Source organism: Pseudomonas sp. JZ114 (genome assembly GCF_051027705.1).
Lineage (GTDB): Bacteria > Pseudomonadota > Gammaproteobacteria > Pseudomonadales > Pseudomonadaceae > Chryseomonas > Chryseomonas luteola.
Genome location: NZ_CP069256.1, coordinates 183357 through 203808, shown reverse-complemented (window position 1 = coordinate 203808; position 20452 = coordinate 183357). Strand labels below are relative to the sequence as shown.

The window sequence follows — 20452 nt, the reverse complement described above, 5'->3', positions numbered from 1 at the left end:
CGCACAGAACGGCAGGTCCTGCCCCTCAGCGTCACAGGTTCTGCATCAGGCGTCGTACACCGGCTACATGTCGTCGGCTGACCGTCAACGCATCGCCATTGAGCCCTTTCAGATACAGCTGGAAATGGCCCAGCGGCGTACGCTGCAAGCGCTCGATCCGCTCCCGCGCCACCAGGGCATTGCGGTGGATACGGACGAACCGGTCACCGAACTCGTCTTCCAGCGCCTTCAGCGGCTCGTCCAGCAGGACTTCACCGTTGCCGTGACGCAGGGTCACGTATTTGTGATCGGCAATGAAATAAACGACATCATCCAGCGGAATCAGCTCGATGCCCTTGCGGGTCCGGGCGCTGATATGGCTGCGCGGCCCCGGACCGCCGCTGGACGGCGGCTTGGTCAGTGCAGCCAGCTGAACGCGATTAGGGCGTTCGGCTTTTTTCAGGGCCTCCTCAAGATCTTCCTGGCGTACCGGCTTGACCAGATACCCCACGGCACTGACCTTGAAGGCCTCCAGTGCAAATTCATCATGGGCGGTTACGAAAATAACCGCAGGCGGTGCTTCTCGCTCGCATAGTCGGGCAGCTACTTGTAGCCCGTCCAGACCTGGCATACGAATATCGAGCAATACGATATCCGGCTTCAGGCTTTCGACCAGGGCCAACGCTTCTTCGCCATTGCTGGCGGAGGGCTCCAAGACTTTATAGCCGTCTAGTTGCCCAACCAGACGGGCCAGACGCTCGCGCGCCAACGGTTCGTCATCGACGATTAGGACGTTCATAGGCTCAGGCTTCCTGCGTGAGTCGCTCGCATGGATAGCGAAGACAGGTTATGTGCCGTTGGTCACGGCGTTCGATTTTGAGACTCGCTCCCGGGCCGAAAAGTGCCGTTAGTCGCGATTCGATATTGGTTAAAGCCTGTTTCGTACCTTTTGGCGGCCGAGGATGTTGCTCGGCCTGCTCATCGAATGGATTGCTCATCGACAATTCGAATATCCCTGCGACATAGGTCGCCTCGACCACCACACATCCACCCTCGATCCGCGGCGCAATCCCGTAGATCAAGGCGTTTTCCAGAAGCGGTTGCAGCGTCAACTGCGGGATCGGCAGATCATCCGGCACACCATCGATGCGCCAGTCGACCTGAAGACGATCTCCCAAGCGTAGCTTCTCGATCTCCAGGTAGCGACGTGACAGCTCCAGTTCTTCCGACCAGCGAACCCGTGTTCCAGGCTTGGACAGGCTTGCCCTGAACAGGCTGGACAGGTCTAGCACGGCACGCTCAGCCTTGTCGGCATCGATGGCGATCAGGCTGGCAATACTGTTGAGGCTGTTGAATAGAAAATGCGGACGGATACGGGCCTGAAGCGACTCGATCCGTGCCTTGAGTTCGGCCTGCTGCTGGCGCCGCCACTGGCTCTGCAGGTAGAAATACCGCAGCATCAAGGCCGACATGATCAGCGCGATAAGGGCATGCCGCTCATACAGCTTGACCTCGCCGGACTGCTGCATAGGGCCGGCCAGCTCCAGCCAGTCAGCCACGGCAGTGCAGGCCAGGGTCAGCCCCACCACCAGGGCGCAGCAGATAACTCCAGCCAATGCCGGCTTCAGGCGTGCCAGAAAAGGCCGCAAACGGCAGAGAACGGCAGCCGAGAGCAGCACGTTCCATTGCACGAACAGCGAGACCAGCGCCAACCGTACCCAGTTGAAGGATGTGGTCAGGGGATCGGCCAAAACGAGCACCAGGACCAGCAGTTCCGCCAGCACAATCAGGACAAGCAGGGCTTCCGACTCGCATAGCTCCGGTACGAAAAACTCATCGACCGGGGCAGGCCGGCGCTTGGTCAGGTATTTGATAGGCATGGTCAAAGTGTTTACTACTATCCGACGAACGGCAAGGTTGTTTTAAAGTTAACGGGATAACTGTGGTGCACGTTGCACCAGCGCAAGGCTGTTATCATCCCGTTACGTCCATTCACGTTCAGTGCCATTTGCGAGCCCACCAATGAGCAACGAAAAAACCAATCAATCCTGGGGCGGTCGCTTCAGCGAACCCGTCGACGCCTTCGTCGCACGTTTTACCGCTTCGGTCGACTTCGATAAGCGCCTGTACCGCCACGACATCATGGGCTCCATCGCTCACGCCACCATGCTGGCCAAAGTGGGTGTATTGACGGATGCCGAACGCGACGCCATTGCAGACGGACTGAACCAGATCCAGCACGAAATCGAGACAGGCCAGTTCGAGTGGCGCGTCGATCTCGAAGACGTGCACATGAACATAGAAGCCCGTCTTACTGACCGTATCGGCATCACTGGTAAAAAACTTCACACCGGTCGCAGTCGAAATGATCAAGTCGCGACAGACATTCGGTTGTGGCTACGCGACGAGATCGATGTGATCCTCGCAGAGATCACCCGCTTGCAGCAGGGTCTGCTGGAGCAGGCCGAGCGTGAAGCCGACACCATCATGCCCGGCTTCACACATTTGCAGACCGCGCAGCCCGTGACGTTCGGGCATCACCTGCTGGCCTGGTTCGAGATGCTGTCACGCGACCATGAGCGTCTGGTGGACTGCCGCAAGCGCGTGAACCGCATGCCGCTGGGCAGCGCCGCCCTGGCCGGAACCACGTACCCGATCCAACGCGAGATCACATGCGAGCTGCTGGGCTTCGAGGCCGTTGGCGGTAATTCGCTGGATGGTGTATCCGATCGTGACTTCGCTATCGAATTCTGCTCAGCTGCCTCGCTGGCCATGATGCACCTGTCGCGCTTCTCTGAAGAGCTAGTACTGTGGACGAGCGCCCAGTTCCAGTTCATCGACCTGCCCGACCGCTTTTGCACGGGCTCCTCGATCATGCCGCAAAAGAAGAACCCGGATGTGCCGGAGCTGGTACGTGGTAAGACAGGTCGCGTATTCGGTGCCCTCACAGGCCTGTTGACGCTGATGAAGGGCCAGCCCCTGGCCTACAACAAGGACAACCAGGAAGACAAGGAGCCGCTGTTCGACGCTGCCGACACGCTGCGTGACTCCCTGCGCGCCTTTGCCGATATGATCCCGGCTATCAAGCCCAAACGCGACGTCATGCGTGAAGCCGCCCGTCGTGGTTTCTCCACGGCTACCGACCTGGCTGATTATCTGGTGCGCAAGGGGCTGCCCTTCCGTGACTGCCACGAGATCGTGGGACATGCAGTGAAGTATGGCGTGGATTCCGGCAAGGATCTGGCCGAGATGAGCCTGGAAGAACTGCGCCGCTTTAGCGACCAGATCGAGCAGGACGTATTTGAAGTCCTCACCCTGGAAGGCTCGGTCAACGCCCGTGACCACATCGGCGGCACCGCACCGGCGCAGGTCCGCGCCGCCGTTCAGCGCGGCCGGGAATTACTGGCGAGCCGGTAAATCGGAACAGGGCGCCATATACGTGATGGCGCCCTGCTCTGCCTATGCCTGCCCGGAGCGCTTGAGCGCACGACCGCCCAATGCAGACCAGTCCAGATGCCCCTCGCCCTGGGCGACGGCTTCCAGCAAGTTATCCCGCAGCACACTGCCAAACGGCAGCGGTACGTTCTTCGCCTGACCAGCACTCAGCGCCAGCCCGACATCCTTCAGACCAAGGGTCAGCTTGAAGGCAGCCGGCTCGAAGCGCTGCTCAGCAATCATTGCTCCGTAATTCTTGTAAGCCGGTGCCGCAAACAGGGTGTTGGTGAGGATATTCAGCAGATCGGCTGGCTCGACGCCATAACTCTTGGTCAAGGCGGACGCTTCGCCCATCGTCTCGATAGCGCTTGCCAGCATGAAATTACCGGCAATCTTGACGATATTGGCCCGTAGCGGGTCCTCGCCCAGCGGCCACGTCGTTTGGCCCATGGCATCCAACAACGGTTGGACCTTATCCACCGCAGCCTGCGGGCCGGCCACCACAATGTTCAGCTTGCCCGCCACGGCCACATCGGTACGCCCGAAGACTGGTGCGGAGATGTAGTCGACGCCTGCCTTGGCATGACGCTCGATCAATTCGGCTACAAAGGCAACCGACAGCGTGGCCATGCTGAGGTGGATCGCCCCCGCGCGGGCACGGTCCAGCGCGCCACTGTCGAGAATGACGGCGCGGGTAGAGGCGTCGTCCGCCAGCATGGACACCACCACCTCGGCATCAAATGCGTCCGCGGGCTCGCTGGCGGCCTTGGCACCCTGGCTGACCATTTCCTGAACCGCCTGCTGCGAGCGATTCCAGACCAGGACCTCATGGCCGGCCTTGATCAGGTTGCCGGCCATGCCCTTGCCCATTCCACCCAAACCGATGAATCCGATACGCATGACAATGTCCTCGTTACTGATGGCTAAGTGCTGGATTGACCATCATGCCAGACGAGTGTGCCCTGCGATCGACAAAACGCTTGGGTCAGGCGCTTTCCAGACGCTTGCGAACCATGGCCAGGAAACTGCTCATGGATTGAGCCTTTTCTTCATATAGCTGCTGCACATGGGCGTTCTGCTTCAGGCGATCCAGCAGCGCCTGGGCAGCCGGAAAGCCTGCCATCAGGTCAAGACTGAACAATTGCTCGGCAACCCCACGGGCAAGGTCGATGCTGTAGAGAAAGTAGACATCGGCCAGGGTCAGAGTATCGCCTGCCACATAAGGCGAGAACGACCCCTGCCGCTTGAGCGTAGCGATACCGGACCTTAATTCGTGACGGGCCTTTTCCTTGATGGCTTCGTCGACCTTGGCGCCAAAGAACACTTCCGGGTAACACTGGCGCGCCGGCAGCTCGATATAGAGTTCGATTTCGCGCATGAGAGTACGCACGCGGGCACGCGCGAACGGATCGGTCGGCAACAGCGGCGTTCCCGGTTGGGTTTCCTCGATGTACTCGAGAATCACGCTGGTTTCGCTGATAAAGCCATGTTCGGTTTCCAGCACCGGTATCTTGCCGCAGGGGCTGATCGCAAGAAACTGTTCGTCCTGGCTGGGGAAAACCGTAACGGATTCGAATTCCAGCCCCTTTTCGAGCAACGCAAACTTAACCATGTTGTAGTAGTTGCTGACGGGAAACCCATAGAGCTTGAGCATTCGACATGCCTCCAAGGCATTGGACAGATAAGCCAGATAACCGTAGACGCCCAATGCGTCGGTGAAAAGTTTTTCTTGTACAAGACTTCGCGCGCTGCCTTTGAACCGGAACTCTACACGGTCTTAAAAGCCCTACAAGAGAGCTTTTTGAGCAGGAGCGATCCACATGATGAGCTCTACGGGAGCCGCGCATCCCCGTACGGACAAGGCGGAAACACTCTTTGGCAGCCTCCGGGAGCAGCTTGATTTCTACCGCGCGGAGATCCAGTTTGAGTCGTCGATGTTGTCCAACCGGACCAACGCCTATCTGTCGTCGCAGTCCTTTCTGATGATTGCGTTCGCGTCTTCAATGAGCAATACCAACAGCCAATGGGGCACTCAGTTCACCCTATATGTGCCCACTCTGCTGGCATTGTTGGGGTTGGTGACATCGATCCACGCCTGGCCTGGCATCAAGGCTGCCTTTGATGTAATCGAGCATTGGCACCGCAAACAATGCGAGCTGCTGGACACCCTGAACGAACCCTGTGTAATCCGCGTGACGCCGCTTTACGGCGCAGGAAACGAGCCTCTCAATGGCAGCCGTTACCGAAAATCGCTGCTGTTTTCGCTGCGCTCCCCGCTTATCTTTAGTGTGGTATGGGCGTTTCTGGGTGTGCTGGCGGTCTCGCTGCATCTGCTGTACGGCTAAGTAAAAGGCTACGGATGTGAGCTGCTGATCATCGGTCAGCCTCTACAAACGTTGCCAACAACGCCGTTACGACCGACGAGTAACGGTTAGCAACCACTCATCGATACTGAATCAACTTCCGCGATAACCAGCCGATGGCATGGCACCCTTTCGAAGAGACAGGATGCCATGTCCACAATAACCGACCGACTCGCCACCTCGCTGAACGTTGCCTTCCAACCGCCATCCACTTCGCCTTCATCTGCCACTTCTGCAGACACTGACACCTCTGCGACGTCCGTGGAAAAGAGCGGGAAAACCGATCAAGGCCTGACACTAAAGGATGCGCCTGCCGGTGGCGGTCAGGTTCAGAGCGGCAGTGACTCCGATAGCACGATCGAAAAGCTCAAGAAGACCATCAAGGATCTGGAAAAACAGCTGCAGCGTGCACAAAAGGAGTTGCAGCAGGCCCAGGCCAGCAATGCCTCCGAGCAGGAAAAGCAGATACGAGTACAGGCGGCGCAAGCCCAGATCAGCAGCCTCAGTGCCTCGCTGCAACAGGCCTATGCGGCGCTGCTGCAAGCCACCAGCGGTAGCACGGGCTCCGTTGTCAGCACGACAACCTGATTCTTACAGCCAGTCGCGGAATTTGAACCAGGCATATGGAATGATGGCCGATACCACCATGGCCACCAGGGCAAGGGGATAACCGAAGTGCCAGCTCAGTTCGGGCATGTTTTCAAAGTTCATCCCGTACACCGTACCGACCAGCGTGGGCGGCAGGAACAGAACGGCAGCAATCGAGAACACCTTGATGATGCCGTTCTGCTCGATATTGATCAGGCCCAGGGTGGCATCAAGTAGAAAGCTGATTTCGTTGTTCATGCGGTTCTGGTAGTCCCCCAGCGAGCGGGAGTCACGCTCGACGGTTTTCATCCAGGCTTTGGCTTCACGACAGATCCACTCGCTGGCGGCTCGGCGCAGGTAGCTGAGCAATCGATTGATGCCCAGAAGGCTATCGCTCAACCGGGCCAGCAGCAGGCTGCTGCGTCCTAACTGCTTCAGAATGGATTGCAGATCCGACTTGGGTGCCTTGGGGCCTTCGTCATCAGGCTTGGGCTCCCGAAAAATGGCATTGGCCAGCCGGTTATGATGGGCCTGCACCGATTCGAGAATATCAGCGATCCGGTCGACCAGACTGTCGAGCAGCGAGATGAAAATGGTGTCGCTGCGCTTGTGCAGTCCCGGGTGCTGGCTGAGCTTGGTGCGAAACGCACGAAACGCTGACAGCTCAGCGTAACGCACCGTTACCAGCCACTCGGGCGTCAAAACAAAGTTGAGCACCGAAGCCGTCGGCTGGTGTTCGCTGAATCCGCTGACGACCGTTGTCGTCATGTGCAGGGCCCGCTCACTCTCGTACAGACGGGACGACTCTTCGATTTCGGCCATCTCTTCCCGGGTCGGAATGTTTACCGCCAGGCTCTTTTCCAGGAACTGCTCTTCCTCATCGGTAGGCGATAAAAGATCGATCCACAAGGCATCCTGAGGGAAAGGCTCGTCGGGCGTGATGGTCTTAGGGGTTAACATACCGTTAACGAGGGTGTAGCAGGTAATCATTGCTGCTTGAACTCCATTATCTGCCAGTGACTGGCATCAACTGTCCTGAGTGAACCAATACCATGTCTGACCATGATGACAACGAAGAATCCTTTGTCGAATCCCATCTGATCTCGGCGATCGAGAACCAGTTGGCGGCCGGCGAACCGCCTTTTACACAGGCCGTCTTCAATAAACTGACCCTGGTAGGGCACGAACGTGAGGAAATCGTCCACCTGATGGCGATCGTGCTGGCCAACGAGATCGAAACCATGATGACCGAAGACCGCCCCTTCGACACGGCCCGCTACGAACAATTGCTGCGGGCGCTGCCGGACCTGCCGGAAACTGGTACGGACGTGGAGTAGCACAGAGCGAACCGCCCACCGGTGCTTTTGGACAGGCGGTAGCGTCCAGCGAGACGAACGCACTGTGAACCAGTCGTACTTTATGGGTACGACTGGTACGCTTGCGGCTTAGCTATGGACCCGTCATGACCCGTTTCCCTGACCTTCAACTGGATGACGACGAGGGCATTGATCGCAAAGCCCTCAAGCAGGTGCGCGCGCGCTTTCTGACCATCAACACTGGTCGCCTCGTTCGCGCTCTGGAAGGCCTGCCCAGCCGACAGCAGCCGGTATTGACCCTGCTGCCCCTGTTGCTGCACGTCAATCATCCCATGCTGCCGGGCTATGTCTCGGCCAGTACGCCGGCCGGCCTGACCGGCTTTGAGCCGACGGACGAGCAGCTGGCAGAAGCCCGTCGCCTGACCCGCTCGTTTGCCTATAAGCCCGCACGTACACATCGGGACGAGCCGCTGCATGGCCTTTACCTCATGGGCAGCCTGGGCACCCTGACCCAGGCCGACAGCAGCGACCTGGATATCTGGCTCTGCCATGCCCCCGGCATGAGTGCACAGGCGCTCGCCGAGTTGCAGCGCAAGTGTGCCCTGCTTGAAACCTGGGCGGCCTCGCTCAATGCCGAGCTGCATATCTTTCTGATTGACGCCGACCAGTTCAGCCAGGGCCAGCGCCCGGGGCTCCTGACGTCGGACGATTGCGGTACGGCGCAGCACTTTCTGCTACTCGACGAGTTCTATCGCACCGCCATCTGGCTAGGCGGCCGTACGCCTTTATGGTGGCAGGTGCCGGTCGCTCAGGAGGAGAGCGACTACGAAGGCTTTACCCAGCGACTATTGCACCATCGCTTCATCAAGGCGCGCGAGGTACTGGATTTCGGCCATATCGACCACATCCCTCCAGGCGAATACATTGGCGCCGGGCTGTGGCAACTATTCAAAGGGATCAGCTCGCCCTACAAATCAGTCCTGAAACTCATGGTGACCGAGCTGTACGCCTGCGAGCACCCGCACACGGTCACGCTCAGCCGACGCCTCAAACAGCTGGTCCATTCGGGCGTCACGGATCTCGATCAGGTCGATCCCTATAGGCTGGTGTACCAGCGCCTGGAAGAATATCTGCTCCTGCGCGGCGACCTGGATCGGCTCGAACTGGTCCGTCGTTGCCTGTACCTCAAGGTTGGCAAGCCCCTGAGCCGTCCGCCCCGGCAAGGCCGCAAGAGCTGGCAACGTCTGCTGATGGAAAAGCTGACCCAGTCCTGGGGCTGGGATGAGCATATGCTGCGCAAGCTGGACGAGCGCCAGGGCTGGAAGGTAGATGACGTCAGCGCCGAGCGTCGGATTCTGGTCAATGCCCTGACTCACAGCTACCGCTTCCTGGCGCAGTTCGCCCAGCAACAGCAGGTTGAAAGCCACCTCGCCCCGCGCGACCTGAGTATTCTGGGGCGCCGCCTGTATGCGGCGTTCGAGCGCAAGGCCGGCAAAATCGACTTTATCAACCCGGGCATTGCGCCAGACTTGGCCGAAGAGTTCGTTACCCTGGTGCAGGAAGAGCGCCCCTTTGGCGAGCGCCGCCGCCCGTGGTCATTGCACCGTGGCAACCTGACGGCAGAAGAGTGCCATTCGCACTCCCCACTCAAGCGCACCTGGGAACTGGCCGAGCTGCTGGCCTGGTGTCGCTACAACGGCATTATCGACAATGCCACCCGCCTGACCTTGCATGCCGGCGAGAGCGACCTTACCCCGTTCGAACTCAACAATCTGATCCAGAGTTTCCAGCAGAGCTTCAACGACCGACCGGACACCGTACCGGAAGCCGTCTTGCTACGCCCGGCCGCGCCCCGCGAGGTGTTGCTGCTGATCAACGTAGGGATCGATCCGCTCTACCAGCACAGTCAGCGCAACGTCTACCTCACCAGCGATCGTATCGACGCCCTGGGCTACGCCGGGATGCGTGAAAACCTGGTGCTGACGCTGGACCAGATCACCCTCAACAGCTGGAACGAACTGTACGTCAACCGCTTCGAAGGGGCCAATGCCCTGCTCGACTGCTTATGCGCCTACTTCAACAGCCTGCCCTCTGGCGATCAGGAGTCATTGCCTCGCCTGTCGATACGCAGCTTTTGCCGGAACCGGGCACCGCTGATCGTAGAACGCGTGGAAGCAGTGTTCGACGAAGTCCGCACGGCCATGCTGCGTGAGCACAAGACGCGCTATCTGCTCCAGATCCAGCAGCGTTTCCACATGCTCGAGCTGCGCGAGGGCAAGCTGAGCCATACGCCACTGGCCGACCGGGATTCGTTGCTGCTGCACCTGTCCGCTCCAAAGCAGGAATGGACGCCCCTGAGCCTGGACCCCCATGCGCTGGAGGGTGACGAACTCGGCCTTATCCTGCCGCTGGGCCGTACCGGCAGCATTCAGGTGTTTTATCGACAGGAAGGTGAAACGGCACGTGTCTACGTACTGGATGAGCACAACGCCCTCTGGTCACAGCGCTTGCCTTTCCATGATGAGCATACGCTGCTGGCCCCCCTGCAGCGTTTCCTGCATTCCATTCACCGCCGGCAGAGTGCCCAAGTGCCCCTGGAGGCCAGTCGGGTACCGCTGGCTGAGATGCACTATTTCCAGGTCCTGCCCCCAGCACCTCAACGGGCGCGGCATCTGGAGCGGCGACAGATTGATCTGCCCCTGGAAACGGTGCCGTACTATGCGGTTCAGGCCATTGTGACCGCCACCAAGGCCGGGCGCCGTCTGGTAACCCTATACTGCGATCACCGTGAGTTTTCCGAGCTCGACTACGGCCCACGGCTGTACCAGGAGGTGGCACGCCATATCCTGGCGCGCCGCCGTACCGGAGAACGTTACCGCTGCTACCTGACGGATCTGGATCTTCTGCACGTGCCTGGCGAGCCTCGCCCGCACACCCTGGCCTACCTGAGGCTCAAGGCAGAGCTGGAAGAGGCGCTCAACCAGGCGTTCATGGCAGTCTGATCAGTAGCCGACTGCCTTGGCCGTCGGCTCCAGCTCAAGTAGCGATAGGTGCAGCGTTTTCCCGCCGGGTGCCGTGCACTCAACGCGCTGACCTACCGTCTGCCCTAGCAGTGCACTGCCCACGGGCGTCAGCACGGATACGGTGCCTTCTTCCCGGGCTTCGTTGGGATACACCAGACGCAGATGGTATTCCTTGCCACTGCCTTCTTCGCGGCAATGCACTTGGGAATGCATGGTCACAACACCTTCCGCCTCATCAGGCGGTACCACCTTGGCGCGCTCCAGCTCCTCTTCGAGCGCCTCGGCGGCAGGGCCAAATTCCTCAAGGCTATCGAGCAGGCGGTCGAGCTGCTGATAGTCAGTCTGCGTAATGATGGGCTGAGCGATCTGGCGCATGATGCCTCCTTTGGCGGCTGGATGTCGGAAACGCGCTTGCAGCAACGGCTACAGGCGGCGCTTCGAGGTACTGAACAGCATGTCTCATGCCGAAACGGATGCCGCATGGGCGGCGTTGGGAGTGCAGCCCTTCGGCTGCAGATGGACTGACCGTAACACAGGGATCAGGGTAGACGGAACCACCGGTCAGCTAGTAGCGGATCGATGGTTCCTGCGCGCCTGTGCGGCCAGAATGATGGCCCGACGCGCTTCGGCTGACGCTTCGCCCCAGGCCAGAATCTCATCCAGCGTGCGGCCGCAGCCTAGGCAGATATCATGACCGTCCAGGCAACAGCGTCGAATGCAGGGCGAGGGCACCGATTCGGCGTCCTCCCCTGATAACGAGAGATCAGAGCTGGCTGAAATCGAGCTCATCGCCCGTCTGCTCGCGAATGACACGGGTCAGCAGTTCGCCCAGCGGCTCCTGGGTGCTGTCGCAGATCCACTGGCTGCCCGCCTCGTCATAATCGAAGTGATAGCCACCCGAGCGGGCCGCCACCCAGAGCTGCCGTAGCGGAGGCTGACGACTCAGAATGACCTGACTGCCGTTTTCCAGGCGAATCGTGAGGACACCGGCGCTGTTCTCCAGATCCAGGTCCAGATCGCTGTCGTCGAGGATGTCTTCGACCGCCTGCTGGGTAGTATCGACAAGATCGTGGAAGCGGGCTTCGCTCAGACTGCTCATGGGATTCCTTGAATCGGTATTGAAAAGACCTCGACGTTACCCCGGAGACCGCCCCTCGTCCAGTCGCAAAGACGGCTGCACCGCCCAGGCCTGTCAGGCACGCGCGGCGTTACATAGGCAAGGGGGCAGGTGCCGGGTATACTCCGGGTCAATCATGCTTTTCAAAGGATTCGCCATGAAGCGCCTTTCCCTTGCTCTAATTGCTTTCGCATGCCTGCTGGCAGGCTGCGGCCAAAAAGGTGACCTGTACCTTCCGGACGATGAAAAAGCGGCTCACGAGCATCGCCACGACACGTTCTGACCAGGGAGCCTTCCATGGAGTCATTTACATCCCGCGCAGGTAGTCTGCATGCGGAAGGTGTGCCGCTGAGCGCTATTGCAGAGCGCTTCGGCACGCCCACTTACGTGTATTCCCGGGCACACATCGAGGGCCAGTACCGCGCCTATACCGATGCGCTGGCCGGGCTGCCTCATCTCGTCTGCTTTGCCGTCAAGGCCAACTCCAACCTGGGCGTTCTTAACGTCCTGGCACGGATGGGTGCAGGGTTCGACATCGTGTCCCGCGGCGAGCTGGAGCGTGTACTGGCCGCTGGCGGCGAAGCCGCCAAGGTGGTGTTCTCCGGGGTCGGCAAGACCCGTGACGACATGCGCCGTGCGTTGGAAGTCGGCGTGCACTGCTTCAATGTGGAGTCCCGGGTGGAGCTTGAGCGCCTGCAGGAAGTCGCCGCCGAAATGGGCCGCAAGGCACCCGTCTCGCTGCGGGTGAATCCTGATGTGGATGCCGGCACCCACCCGTACATCTCCACCGGCCTCAAGGAAAACAAGTTTGGTATCGATATCGCCGAGGCCGAGGCCGTATACGCCCGCGCAGCGGAGCTGCCAAACCTTGAGATCATCGGAGTGGACTGCCACATCGGCTCCCAGCTCACCACGCTCGAGCCGTTCATCGATGCGCTGGATCGTTTGCTGGCACTGATTGACCGCTTGGCCGAGCGTGGCATCACAATCCGTCACCTGGACCTCGGTGGCGGCCTGGGCGTGCGCTACCGCAACGAGGAGCCGCCTCTGGCGAGCGATTACATCAAGGCGATCCGCGAGCGCATTGCCGGACGGAATATCGCTCTGGTTTTCGAGCCCGGCCGCTTCATCGTGGCCAATGCGGGCGTGCTGCTTACGCGTGTGGAATATCTCAAGCACACCGAGCACAAGGACTTCGCCATTATCGATGCAGCCATGAACGACCTGATCCGCCCAGCGCTTTACGACGCCTGGATGGACGTTGTGCCGGTTACGCCTCGCGACAGCCAAACTCGTGCGTATGATCTGGTCGGCCCTATCTGCGAGACCGGTGACTTTCTAGCCAAGAACCGCGACCTGGCTCTGGCTGAAGGTGATCTGCTGGCCATTCGCTCAGCAGGTGCCTATGGCTTTACCATGAGTTCGAATTACAACAGTCGCGGTCGTGCGGCTGAGGTGCTGGTAGATGGCGAGCAGGCCTTCGAGGTGCGCCGCCGTGAGACGGTCAAGGAACTCTATGCAGGCGAAAGCCGGCTACCGGAGTGACCTCTCATGCTATTGCGGTTTACCAAGATGCACGGGCTTGGCAATGATTTCATGGTCCTTGACCTGATCAGCCAGCACGCGCATATCCAGCCCAAGCACGCCCGCCAGTGGGGCGATCGGCACACGGGGGTCGGCTTCGATCAGCTCCTGATCGTCGAAACGCCAAGCAACCCGGATGTCGATTTCCGCTATCGGATTTTCAACTCCGACGGCTCAGAGGTCGAGCAGTGCGGCAATGGTGCTCGCTGCTTTGCCCGCTTTGTCTTCGACAAGCGTCTGACGGTCAAGAAAGTTATCAAGGTCGAGACCAAAGGCGGCATTATCGAGCTGCGGCTGCGTAACGACAATCAGGTGATGGTCGACATGGGTGCGCCACGCCTTGAGCCCAGGCAGATTCCATTCGAGGCCGACGCCGAGGCGATCAGCTACCCGGTACAGGTCGAGGGTCGTACCGTCGAACTTGCAGCGGTGTCCATGGGCAACCCTCACGGCGTCCTGCGGGTCGACAATGTCGATACCGCGCCAGTGCATGAACTCGGCCCCAAACTTGAGCATCATCCCCGTTTTCCGAACCGGGCCAATATCGGTTTTCTCCAGGTCATCGATGAACACCGGGCGCGCCTGCGCGTCTGGGAGCGCGGTGCCGGTGAAACCCAGGCCTGCGGGACCGGCGCCTGTGCAGCCGTGGTTGCGGGTATTCGCCAGGGCTGGCTAAATTCGCCTGTACAGATCGAGCTGCCCGGCGGCCTGCTCGATATCGAATGGGCCGGCCCCGGCAAGCCGGTGCTCATGACAGGACCCGCCGTCCGTGTATACGAAGGCCAGGTACGTTTATGACAGACCAAACGCCCCCGCTCGATGCCGATCAGGTTGCGGCCTGGCTGGAACAGCATCCGGACTTCTTTGCAGACCGCGAGGACCTGCTGGCCGAGATGCGCATTCCGCACCAGCGCGGCACGGCGGTCTCCCTTGTGGAGCGCCAGCTGGGTCTGCTGCGCGACCGCAACGTCGAGATGCGTCATCGGCTGGCGCATCTGATGGATGTGGCTCGTGATAATGACCGGTTGTTCGATAAAACCCGCCGTCTCGTGCTTGATCTCATGGATGCCAATACATTGGAAGATGTGATCAGCACAGTCGAAGACAGCTTGCGCCATGAGTTCAAGGTGCCTTATGTAGGGCTGATTCTGTTCCATGAATCGCCCTTGCCGGTAGGCCGCAGCGTGACCAGCGCCGAGGCGCACCAGTGTATTGGTGGACTGCTGTCGGGCGGCAAGGCGGTCAGCGGGGCGTTGCGCTCACATGAACTGAAATTCCTGTTTGGCGAAGCCGCGCAGGACGAGGTTGGATCGGCCGCGGTTGCACCCTTGATTCACCAAGGCATGCATGGCGTACTTGCCATTGGCAGTCCTGATCCACAGCATTACAAGAGTTCACTAGGCACGGTGTTTCTAACCCATGTTGCCGAAGTGCTGTCTCGCGCCCTGCTGCGCTTTCCCACTCCCCTTCGCTCGGTACGCTGACATGGAAGAACGCCTCGACGCTTACTGCCAACACCTACGCAGCGAGCGTCAGGTGTCGGTCCATACTCTCGATGGTTACCGCCGTGACCTGCTGAAACTCCTGGCCTTCTGCCGCGAGGAACAGCTCACCGACTGGAGCAGCCTCGATGCGCGTCGGCTGCGCGCCCTGATCGTTCAGCTGCACCGCAAGGGACAGTCCAGCCGCAGTCTTTCCCGTCTGCTCTCAGCTATCCGGGGCTTTTATCAGTACCTCATTCGCGAGGGGATCTGCCAGCATGATCCCGCCAATGGTGTCAGTGCACCCAAAGGCCAGAAACAGCTACCCAAGAACCTCGACGTGGACCGCACCACACAGCTCCTGGATGGCGCTGTGGAGGATGACTTCATTGCCCTGCGCGACCAGGCGATGCTTGAGCTCTTCTACTCCTCTGGTCTACGCCTGTCCGAGCTGGTCGGGCTGGATATTGTCGATCTGGACCTTAAAGATGGCCTGATCAGTGTTCGCGGCAAGGGCAACAAGCGGCGTATCGTCCCGGTGGGCAGCAAGGCGCGGGAGGCTATGGAACGCTGGCTGCCGCCACGCGCCCTGGCCGCCCAGGATGATGCCGTGTTCATCGGTCAGAGCGGCCGACGCCTCACGCCAAGAGCGATTCAGCTGCGCGTCCGTGAAGCGGGCGTACGCGAACTGGGCCAGCACCTGCACCCACACATGCTGCGCCATAGCTTTGCCAGCCATATGCTGGAAACTTCCCGTGATCTGCGCGCCGTACAGGAGCTGCTGGGCCACGCGGACATCGCCACAACCCAGATCTATACCCATCTGGATTTCCAGCACCTGGCACAGGTCTATGATGATGCCCATCCACGTGCCAAGCGAAAAACAGAATCCACATGACTATCCGCCTGATTACCTTCGATCTCGATGACACCCTCTGGGATATAGCCCCGGTCATCCACAGCGCCGAAGATGCGCTTCGTACCTGGATGGAAACCGAGGCATCACGGCTGGGACCGGTCCCGGTTGAGCACCTGTGGCAGATCAGGGATCGGCTCCTGGAGCGCGACCCCGGCCTCCGGCACCGCGTCAGCGAACTGCGTCGCCGCGTCATTCATGGGGCCTTGCAGGATGCTGGTTACGAAGAACCTGAGGCCGGGCAGCTGGCCGAAGCCGGTTTCGCCATCTACCTGGCTGCTCGTCAGCAGGTCACCCTGTACGAGGACGTGCACGAGACGCTGGAGCAGCTATCGCTGCGCTATGACCTGGGCGTACTGACCAATGGCAATGCTGATGTTCACGAGATCGGCCTGGCTGACTATTTCCGTTTTGCCCTATGCGCAGAAGAGCTGGGTATCGGCAAGCCCGACCCGCACCCCTTCAACGAAGCGCTACGCCGGGCAGGCGTGACCGCCGATGCGGCGGTGCACGTAGGCGATAACCCTGTCGATGACATCCAGGGCGCTCAGCAGGCCGGGCTACGGGCCATCTGGTTCAACCCTACAGGCAAGCCCTGGTCCGGTGAAAATGCGCCGGATGCCGAGATCCGCAGCCTCAACGAGCTCCCCGTGGTATTGGAGCGCTGGAGCTAACCGACACGGTGGATCAGTCCTGATCGAACGACTGATCCATCACCAGTGCCGGTTGTTCGTGGCGTGGCGTGCCAACCGGTCGGGCCGGGTTGCCGACCACGGTGGTATGCGGTGCGACCGGCTTGAGCACGATGCTGCCCGCCCCAACTTTGGCTCCTTCGCCAATTTCGATGTTGCCCAGAATCTTCGCGCCGGCGCCGATCATCACGCCGCGTCGCACCTTGGGATGCCGGTCACCACACTCCTTGCCCGTCCCGCCGAGGGTGACCGCCTGCAGAATGGACACGTCATCCTCGACCACCGCCGTCTCGCCAATCACGATCCCGGTACCATGATCAAGCATGATGCCCTGCCCGATACGGCTGGCCGGATGGATGTCTACAGCCAGCATCTCGTTACAGCGAGCCTGTATATAAAGCGGCAGCATGCGGTTCCCGTCGAGCCAGAGCCGGTGTCCGAGGCGGTAGGCCTGGATCGCCAGGAAGCCCTTGGAAAACAGGAAAACCTCCAACGGGGTATCGAAGGCAGGATCGCGTGTAACAGTGGCCTCAAGGTCAGCCCAGGCGCTCTCGATCAGCGCAGGATGCTCCTGCTGCACGCTCACGAAACGCGCGTGCAGCGTCTGCCGTTGCACCGCATCGACGGTAAGCGTTCGGCTCAGGCGAAACGCCAGGGCACTCCCCAGCTCTTTCTGCTCCAGAATGGATTCGGTCAGCCAGGGCTCCAGGGCGCGCTCCTGGACAATGGTACTGGAGGCAAGGTCACGCAGGCTCTGCCAGCGCGCCTGAAGGGTTGGGGTTGAGGTCATCGGTATGAAGTCTTCCTGCAGATGGACTGCACAGGATAATGTCCACGCCAGAATCCGCCACCCATAAAAAACCCGCCATACAGGCGGGTTTTAAAATCATATCGGGCGGCTGCCGTACTTGCTGTCAGGCTTTTTAGGCGGGTCAGCAACAACATTCGCGTCGATCTCCTGCACTTTACCGCCACGGGCCAGAAACTCTTCCATGGCCTTGGCGAGCGCATCACGCTCCTTCTGCTTGGCCTCGATGGAGGGCAACTCCTCGGGCTCGGCTTCTTTTTTCTTCTTCCCTTTGCCTGCAGCAGGTTCTTCCGCCTCGGCACTGTCGTCGACTTCTACATCGGGCTCGTCTGCGGCCGCAGCAAAGTCCTCGGTATCGTCATCGTCAGTGGATTCGATATCGTCCTGTTCCAGCTCTTCATCACTCATAAAAAACCCTCGAAAACCAGGTTAGTTACTGACCAGCCGCGAGTTTGACGTGGCTGCTCAAGAAAAATTCATGCTGGCACACCCTGTAAGGTAGCCATTATCCGACGAGCGCCGCCATGGTCGCGGTGCTCACCCAGGTAAATCCCCTGCCACGTCCCTAGCGCCAGTCTTCCGGCCTGCACAGGTATGGTCAGGCTGCAGCCCAGAAGGCTGCTCTTGAAGTGTGCCGGTAGATCGTCCGGCCCTTCGTAATCGTGTTCGTACCCTGGCACGTTCTGCGGCACAAGCTGGTTGAAGAACCGCTCGAAATCGCGACGCACCGCACTGTCGGCATTTTCATTGATCGTCAATGAAGCCGACGTGTGCTGCAGCCACAGGTTCAGCAGCCCGATCTGACAGCTTTCCAGTTCGGGCAAGGCCGATTCCACCTCATCCGTGATGAGATGGAATCCACGGCTTCGGGCGCGCAGCGTGATCTGTCGCTGATGCCACATGGCGGACTCCTAGGCTTGCTGGGCGCGCATTCTAGCGCGGCTTTCGAAAAAACAAAGAGGCTCTTTAAAGCTGACGTTCAGACCGGGGCTGCGAGCGGGTGTTCCGGGCAATAACGCACGAAAAATGACTTTCTTTCGCGCATACGAAAAGAGCGCCCGAAGGCGCCCTTTTTTGACCGACAAACGGTAGCCGGCTCGCTATTACATATTGTAACCACGCTCGTTGTGCAGCGTCAGGTCCAGACCCACGGTCTCTTCCTCATCGCTGACACGCAGGCCCATGACCATGTCGATCACCTTCAGGATGACAAAGGTCAGGATGCCGGTATACACCAGTGTGAACAGCACGCCTTTGAGCTGAATCCACAGCTGGCCGCCAATATCGGTCACGGTGCCGAAGCCGCCCAGAGCCGGTGCTGCGAAGATACCGGTCAGCAGCGCGCCCACGATACCGCCGACGCCATGCACACCAAAGGCGTCCAGGGAATCGTCATACCCAATCTTGCGCTTGAGGCTGGTGGCGCAGAAGAAACAGATCACACCCGAGACCGCACCAATGATCAGCGCACCCATCGGGCCGACTGTACCGGCAGCCGGAGTAATGGCCACCAGACCGGCAACCACACCCGAGGCAATCCCCAGGGCGCTGGGCTTACCGTGGGTGATCCATTCAGCAAACATCCAGGCCAGAGCTGCCGAGGCGGTTGCGATCTGGGTAACCAGCATCGCCATGCCGGCAGTGCCGTTTGCCGCAACGGCGGAGCCTGCGTTGAAACCGAACCAGCCCACCCACAGCATGGCGGCGCCGACCAAGGTATACCCCAGGTTGTGCGGTGCCATCGGGGTGGTCGGATAGCCCTTGCGCTTGCCCAGCACCAGGGCAGCCACGAGACCAGCAATACCGGCGTTGATGTGAACCACGGTGCCGCCAGCAAAATCCAGCACGCCCCAATCCCACATCAGGCCACCGTCACCGCTCCACACCATGTGGGCGATCGGTGCATAGACCAGGGTGAACCACACACCGGTAAAGACCAGCATGGCAGAGAACTTCATGCGCTCGGCGAATGCACCCACGATCAGCGCCGGGGTGATGATCGCAAAGGTCATCTGAAAGGTGACGAAAATGCTTTCGGGGAACAGCGCAGCCGGTCCTGTCAGCCCATCATGGGTAATGGAACTCAGGAAGGCCTTGCCGAAACCGCCAATAAAGGAATTGAAATTGGTTACGCCTTTTTCCATGCCTGTGGTATCGAAGGCAAGGCTATAACCGTAGATCATCCAGAGAATACTGATCAGGCCGGTAATGGCGAAACACTGCATCATTACCGACAGGATGTTCTTGGCACGAACCATGCCGCCATAAAACAGCGCCAGACCCGGAATGGTCATGAAAAGCACGAGTGCTGTAGACACCAGCATCCATGCCGTATCGCCGCTATTCAACGTCGGCTCCGCCGCTGCTTCCTGAGCCATAGCAAGGCTCGGCATAGCGAGGGACAAAAGGGCTCCTAGCCCTGCGTACTTGCGCAGAGTCATGATGTTCTCCTGGGGCTTTGGGGGTATGGAGTACGGTGTTTTTTAAATAGCGTCGGTATCGGTTTCGCCGGTCCGGATGCGGATGGCTTGTTCCAGATTTACAACGAAAATCTTGCCGTCACCGATCTTGCCGGTGTTGGCTGCCTTGGTAATGGCCTCGATGACACGGTCGAGCTGGTCATCGGCAATGGCGACGTCGATCTTCACCTTTGGCAGGAAATCGACAACGTACTCGGCGCCACGGTATAGCTCCGTGTGCCCCTTCTGGCGACCGAAACCCTTGACCTCGGTGACGGTAATGCCTTGAACGCCGATCTCGGACAACGACTCGCGGACGTCGTCGAGCTTGAACGGCTTGATGATGGCGGTGACTAGTTTCATGAACTTCTCCCGAAAAGTGGACTTGCCCCAGGAACGAACCCCGTCTCAAGTCTAAGCGCAGTCTGTGGCTTTGTAACGTCGCCCCGCTCTAAAACGGTTCGCCGCCACCCTCGCCCGCCTACGAAGCAATCACCGCTTCGCTTCCGCATCCCTGGTGCGTGATGCCTCTGTCATAACGGCTAAAGCAGAAACCTTGCCATTTCGTGCAAAGCCGCATGGCGCAACGCCTCTATGCGCTTCGGTTGAATGAGATAGCGTCTATTTCACAGCAGATCGCACCATCTTGGCGCACAGCGCCCGGAAGAAGTGCCCAAAAAATGTGCAGATG

The 20452-nt window shown here is 59.7% G+C and carries 24 protein-coding genes; 11 read left to right on the top strand and 13 right to left on the bottom strand.

All coding sequences use genetic code 11. The annotated features are described in order from the left end of the window. Window positions 1-31: 31 nt before the first annotated feature. Window positions 32-778 (bottom strand): LytR/AlgR family response regulator transcription factor, encoded by a 747-nt coding sequence (locus JQR90_RS00980; protein WP_010796535.1) that lies wholly within the window; start codon window positions 776-778, stop codon window positions 32-34. A gap of 4 nt (window positions 779-782) precedes the next feature. After that, window positions 783-1859: a sensor histidine kinase gene (locus JQR90_RS00975; protein ID WP_010796534.1), complete on the bottom strand. Its 1077-nt coding sequence runs from the start codon at window positions 1857-1859 to the stop codon at window positions 783-785. Between the two features lie 142 nt (window positions 1860-2001). On the opposite strand from JQR90_RS00975, the gene argH reads away from it, so the two are divergent. Continuing rightward, on the top strand, window positions 2002-3396 hold the full coding sequence (argH, locus tag JQR90_RS00970) for an argininosuccinate lyase (protein ID WP_010796533.1): 1395 nt from the start codon (window positions 2002-2004) through the stop codon (window positions 3394-3396). A 42-nt stretch (window positions 3397-3438) separates the two neighbouring features. Here the strand turns inward: argH and JQR90_RS00965 are convergent, their stop codons facing one another. Continuing rightward, entirely contained in the window at window positions 3439-4314 is an 876-nt protein-coding gene (locus JQR90_RS00965) for an NAD(P)-dependent oxidoreductase (RefSeq protein ID WP_010796532.1), read from the bottom strand. An 85-nt stretch (window positions 4315-4399) separates the two neighbouring features. After that, window positions 4400-5068 carry a glutathione S-transferase family protein gene (locus JQR90_RS00960; protein WP_010796531.1) on the bottom strand — a complete coding sequence of 223 codons (669 nt, stop codon included), beginning with the start codon at window positions 5066-5068 and terminating at the stop codon, window positions 4400-4402. Between the two features lie 166 nt (window positions 5069-5234). Here JQR90_RS00960 and JQR90_RS00955 point away from each other — a divergent pair, with 166 nt between their 5' ends. Next, window positions 5235-5759 carry a RipA family octameric membrane protein gene (locus JQR90_RS00955; RefSeq protein ID WP_010796530.1) on the top strand — a complete coding sequence of 175 codons (525 nt, stop codon included), beginning with the start codon at window positions 5235-5237 and terminating at the stop codon, window positions 5757-5759. A 168-nt stretch (window positions 5760-5927) separates the two neighbouring features. After that, window positions 5928-6365 (top strand): hypothetical protein, encoded by a 438-nt coding sequence (locus JQR90_RS00950; RefSeq protein WP_010796529.1) that lies wholly within the window; start codon window positions 5928-5930, stop codon window positions 6363-6365. Between the two features lie 3 nt (window positions 6366-6368). On the opposite strand, the gene JQR90_RS00945 is transcribed toward JQR90_RS00950, so the two are convergent. Beyond that, complete coding sequence (locus tag JQR90_RS00945; RefSeq protein WP_010796528.1) at window positions 6369-7355, bottom strand: magnesium transporter CorA family protein; 987 nt, start codon at window positions 7353-7355, stop codon at window positions 6369-6371. Window positions 7356-7417: 62 nt separating this feature from the next. On the opposite strand from JQR90_RS00945, the gene JQR90_RS00940 reads away from it, so the two are divergent. Together JQR90_RS00940 and JQR90_RS00935 are read left to right on the top strand one after the other, a co-directional pair. Then, a complete protein-coding gene (locus JQR90_RS00940) occupies window positions 7418-7702 on the top strand; it encodes a hypothetical protein (RefSeq protein WP_010796527.1) in 285 nt (94 codons plus the stop codon). Window positions 7703-7827: 125 nt separating this feature from the next. Further along, entirely contained in the window at window positions 7828-10683 is a 2856-nt protein-coding gene (locus JQR90_RS00935) for a class I adenylate cyclase (protein WP_010796526.1), read from the top strand. Here the strand turns inward: JQR90_RS00935 and rnk are convergent, their stop codons facing one another. The 3 genes from rnk to cyaY all read right to left on the bottom strand — a co-directional run bounded on the left by rnk (window position 10684) and on the right by cyaY (window position 11803). After that, window positions 10684-11079 carry a nucleoside diphosphate kinase regulator gene (gene rnk / locus JQR90_RS00930; protein WP_074821715.1) on the bottom strand — a complete coding sequence of 132 codons (396 nt, stop codon included), beginning with the start codon at window positions 11077-11079 and terminating at the stop codon, window positions 10684-10686. Window positions 11080-11265: 186 nt separating this feature from the next. Beyond that, entirely contained in the window at window positions 11266-11493 is a 228-nt protein-coding gene (locus JQR90_RS00925; RefSeq protein WP_010796524.1) for a DUF1289 domain-containing protein, read from the bottom strand. Next, complete coding sequence (cyaY, locus tag JQR90_RS00920) at window positions 11468-11803, bottom strand: iron donor protein CyaY (protein WP_286787254.1); 336 nt, start codon at window positions 11801-11803, stop codon at window positions 11468-11470. Before cyaY ends, JQR90_RS00925 begins: the two co-directional genes overlap by 26 nt. 175 nt (window positions 11804-11978) lie before the next feature. Between cyaY and lptM the strand changes: the two genes are divergently transcribed. From lptM to JQR90_RS00890, 6 genes are read left to right on the top strand one after another with little or no spacing between them, the layout of a single operon-like run. Beyond that, window positions 11979-12104, top strand: coding sequence for an LPS translocon maturation chaperone LptM (gene lptM / locus JQR90_RS00915; protein WP_010796522.1), 126 nt, complete (start codon window positions 11979-11981; stop codon window positions 12102-12104). A gap of 14 nt (window positions 12105-12118) precedes the next feature. Further along, window positions 12119-13366, top strand: coding sequence for a diaminopimelate decarboxylase (gene lysA / locus JQR90_RS00910; protein WP_010796521.1), 1248 nt, complete (start codon window positions 12119-12121; stop codon window positions 13364-13366). 6 nt (window positions 13367-13372) lie between these two features. Then, a complete protein-coding gene (gene dapF, locus JQR90_RS00905; RefSeq protein ID WP_434140297.1) occupies window positions 13373-14203 on the top strand; it encodes a diaminopimelate epimerase in 831 nt (276 codons plus the stop codon). After that, window positions 14200-14889 (top strand): DUF484 family protein, encoded by a 690-nt coding sequence (locus JQR90_RS00900; RefSeq protein WP_074821270.1) that lies wholly within the window; start codon window positions 14200-14202, stop codon window positions 14887-14889. Before dapF ends, JQR90_RS00900 begins: the two co-directional genes overlap by 4 nt. Window position 14890: 1 nt before the next feature. Next, complete coding sequence (gene xerC, locus JQR90_RS00895; RefSeq protein ID WP_219651443.1) at window positions 14891-15784, top strand: tyrosine recombinase XerC; 894 nt, start codon at window positions 14891-14893, stop codon at window positions 15782-15784. Then, window positions 15781-16476 carry an HAD family hydrolase gene (locus JQR90_RS00890; protein WP_074821264.1) on the top strand — a complete coding sequence of 232 codons (696 nt, stop codon included), beginning with the start codon at window positions 15781-15783 and terminating at the stop codon, window positions 16474-16476. Before xerC ends, JQR90_RS00890 begins: the two co-directional genes overlap by 4 nt. Window positions 16477-16489: 13 nt before the next feature. Here the strand turns inward: JQR90_RS00890 and cysE are convergent, their stop codons facing one another. The 5 genes from cysE to glnK all read right to left on the bottom strand — a co-directional run bounded on the left by cysE (window position 16490) and on the right by glnK (window position 20124). Beyond that, entirely contained in the window at window positions 16490-17284 is a 795-nt protein-coding gene (gene cysE, locus JQR90_RS00885; RefSeq protein ID WP_434140296.1) for a serine O-acetyltransferase, read from the bottom strand. Window positions 17285-17380: 96 nt separating this feature from the next. Next, window positions 17381-17710, bottom strand: a complete 330-nt coding sequence (gene sutA, locus JQR90_RS00880) for a transcriptional regulator SutA (protein ID WP_010796514.1) — start codon at window positions 17708-17710, stop codon at window positions 17381-17383. Window positions 17711-17778: 68 nt separating this feature from the next. Next, the gene (locus JQR90_RS00875; RefSeq protein ID WP_434140295.1) at window positions 17779-18204 is read right to left on the bottom strand and encodes a secondary thiamine-phosphate synthase enzyme YjbQ; all 426 of its coding nucleotides are present in this window, start codon (window positions 18202-18204) and stop codon (window positions 17779-17781) included. Window positions 18205-18405: 201 nt separating this feature from the next. Next, on the bottom strand, window positions 18406-19743 hold the full coding sequence (locus tag JQR90_RS00870) for an ammonium transporter (protein WP_434140293.1): 1338 nt from the start codon (window positions 19741-19743) through the stop codon (window positions 18406-18408). Between the two features lie 42 nt (window positions 19744-19785). Next, the gene (gene glnK, locus JQR90_RS00865) at window positions 19786-20124 is read right to left on the bottom strand and encodes a P-II family nitrogen regulator (protein ID WP_003096476.1); all 339 of its coding nucleotides are present in this window, start codon (window positions 20122-20124) and stop codon (window positions 19786-19788) included. Between the last annotated feature and the right edge of the window lie 328 nt (window positions 20125-20452).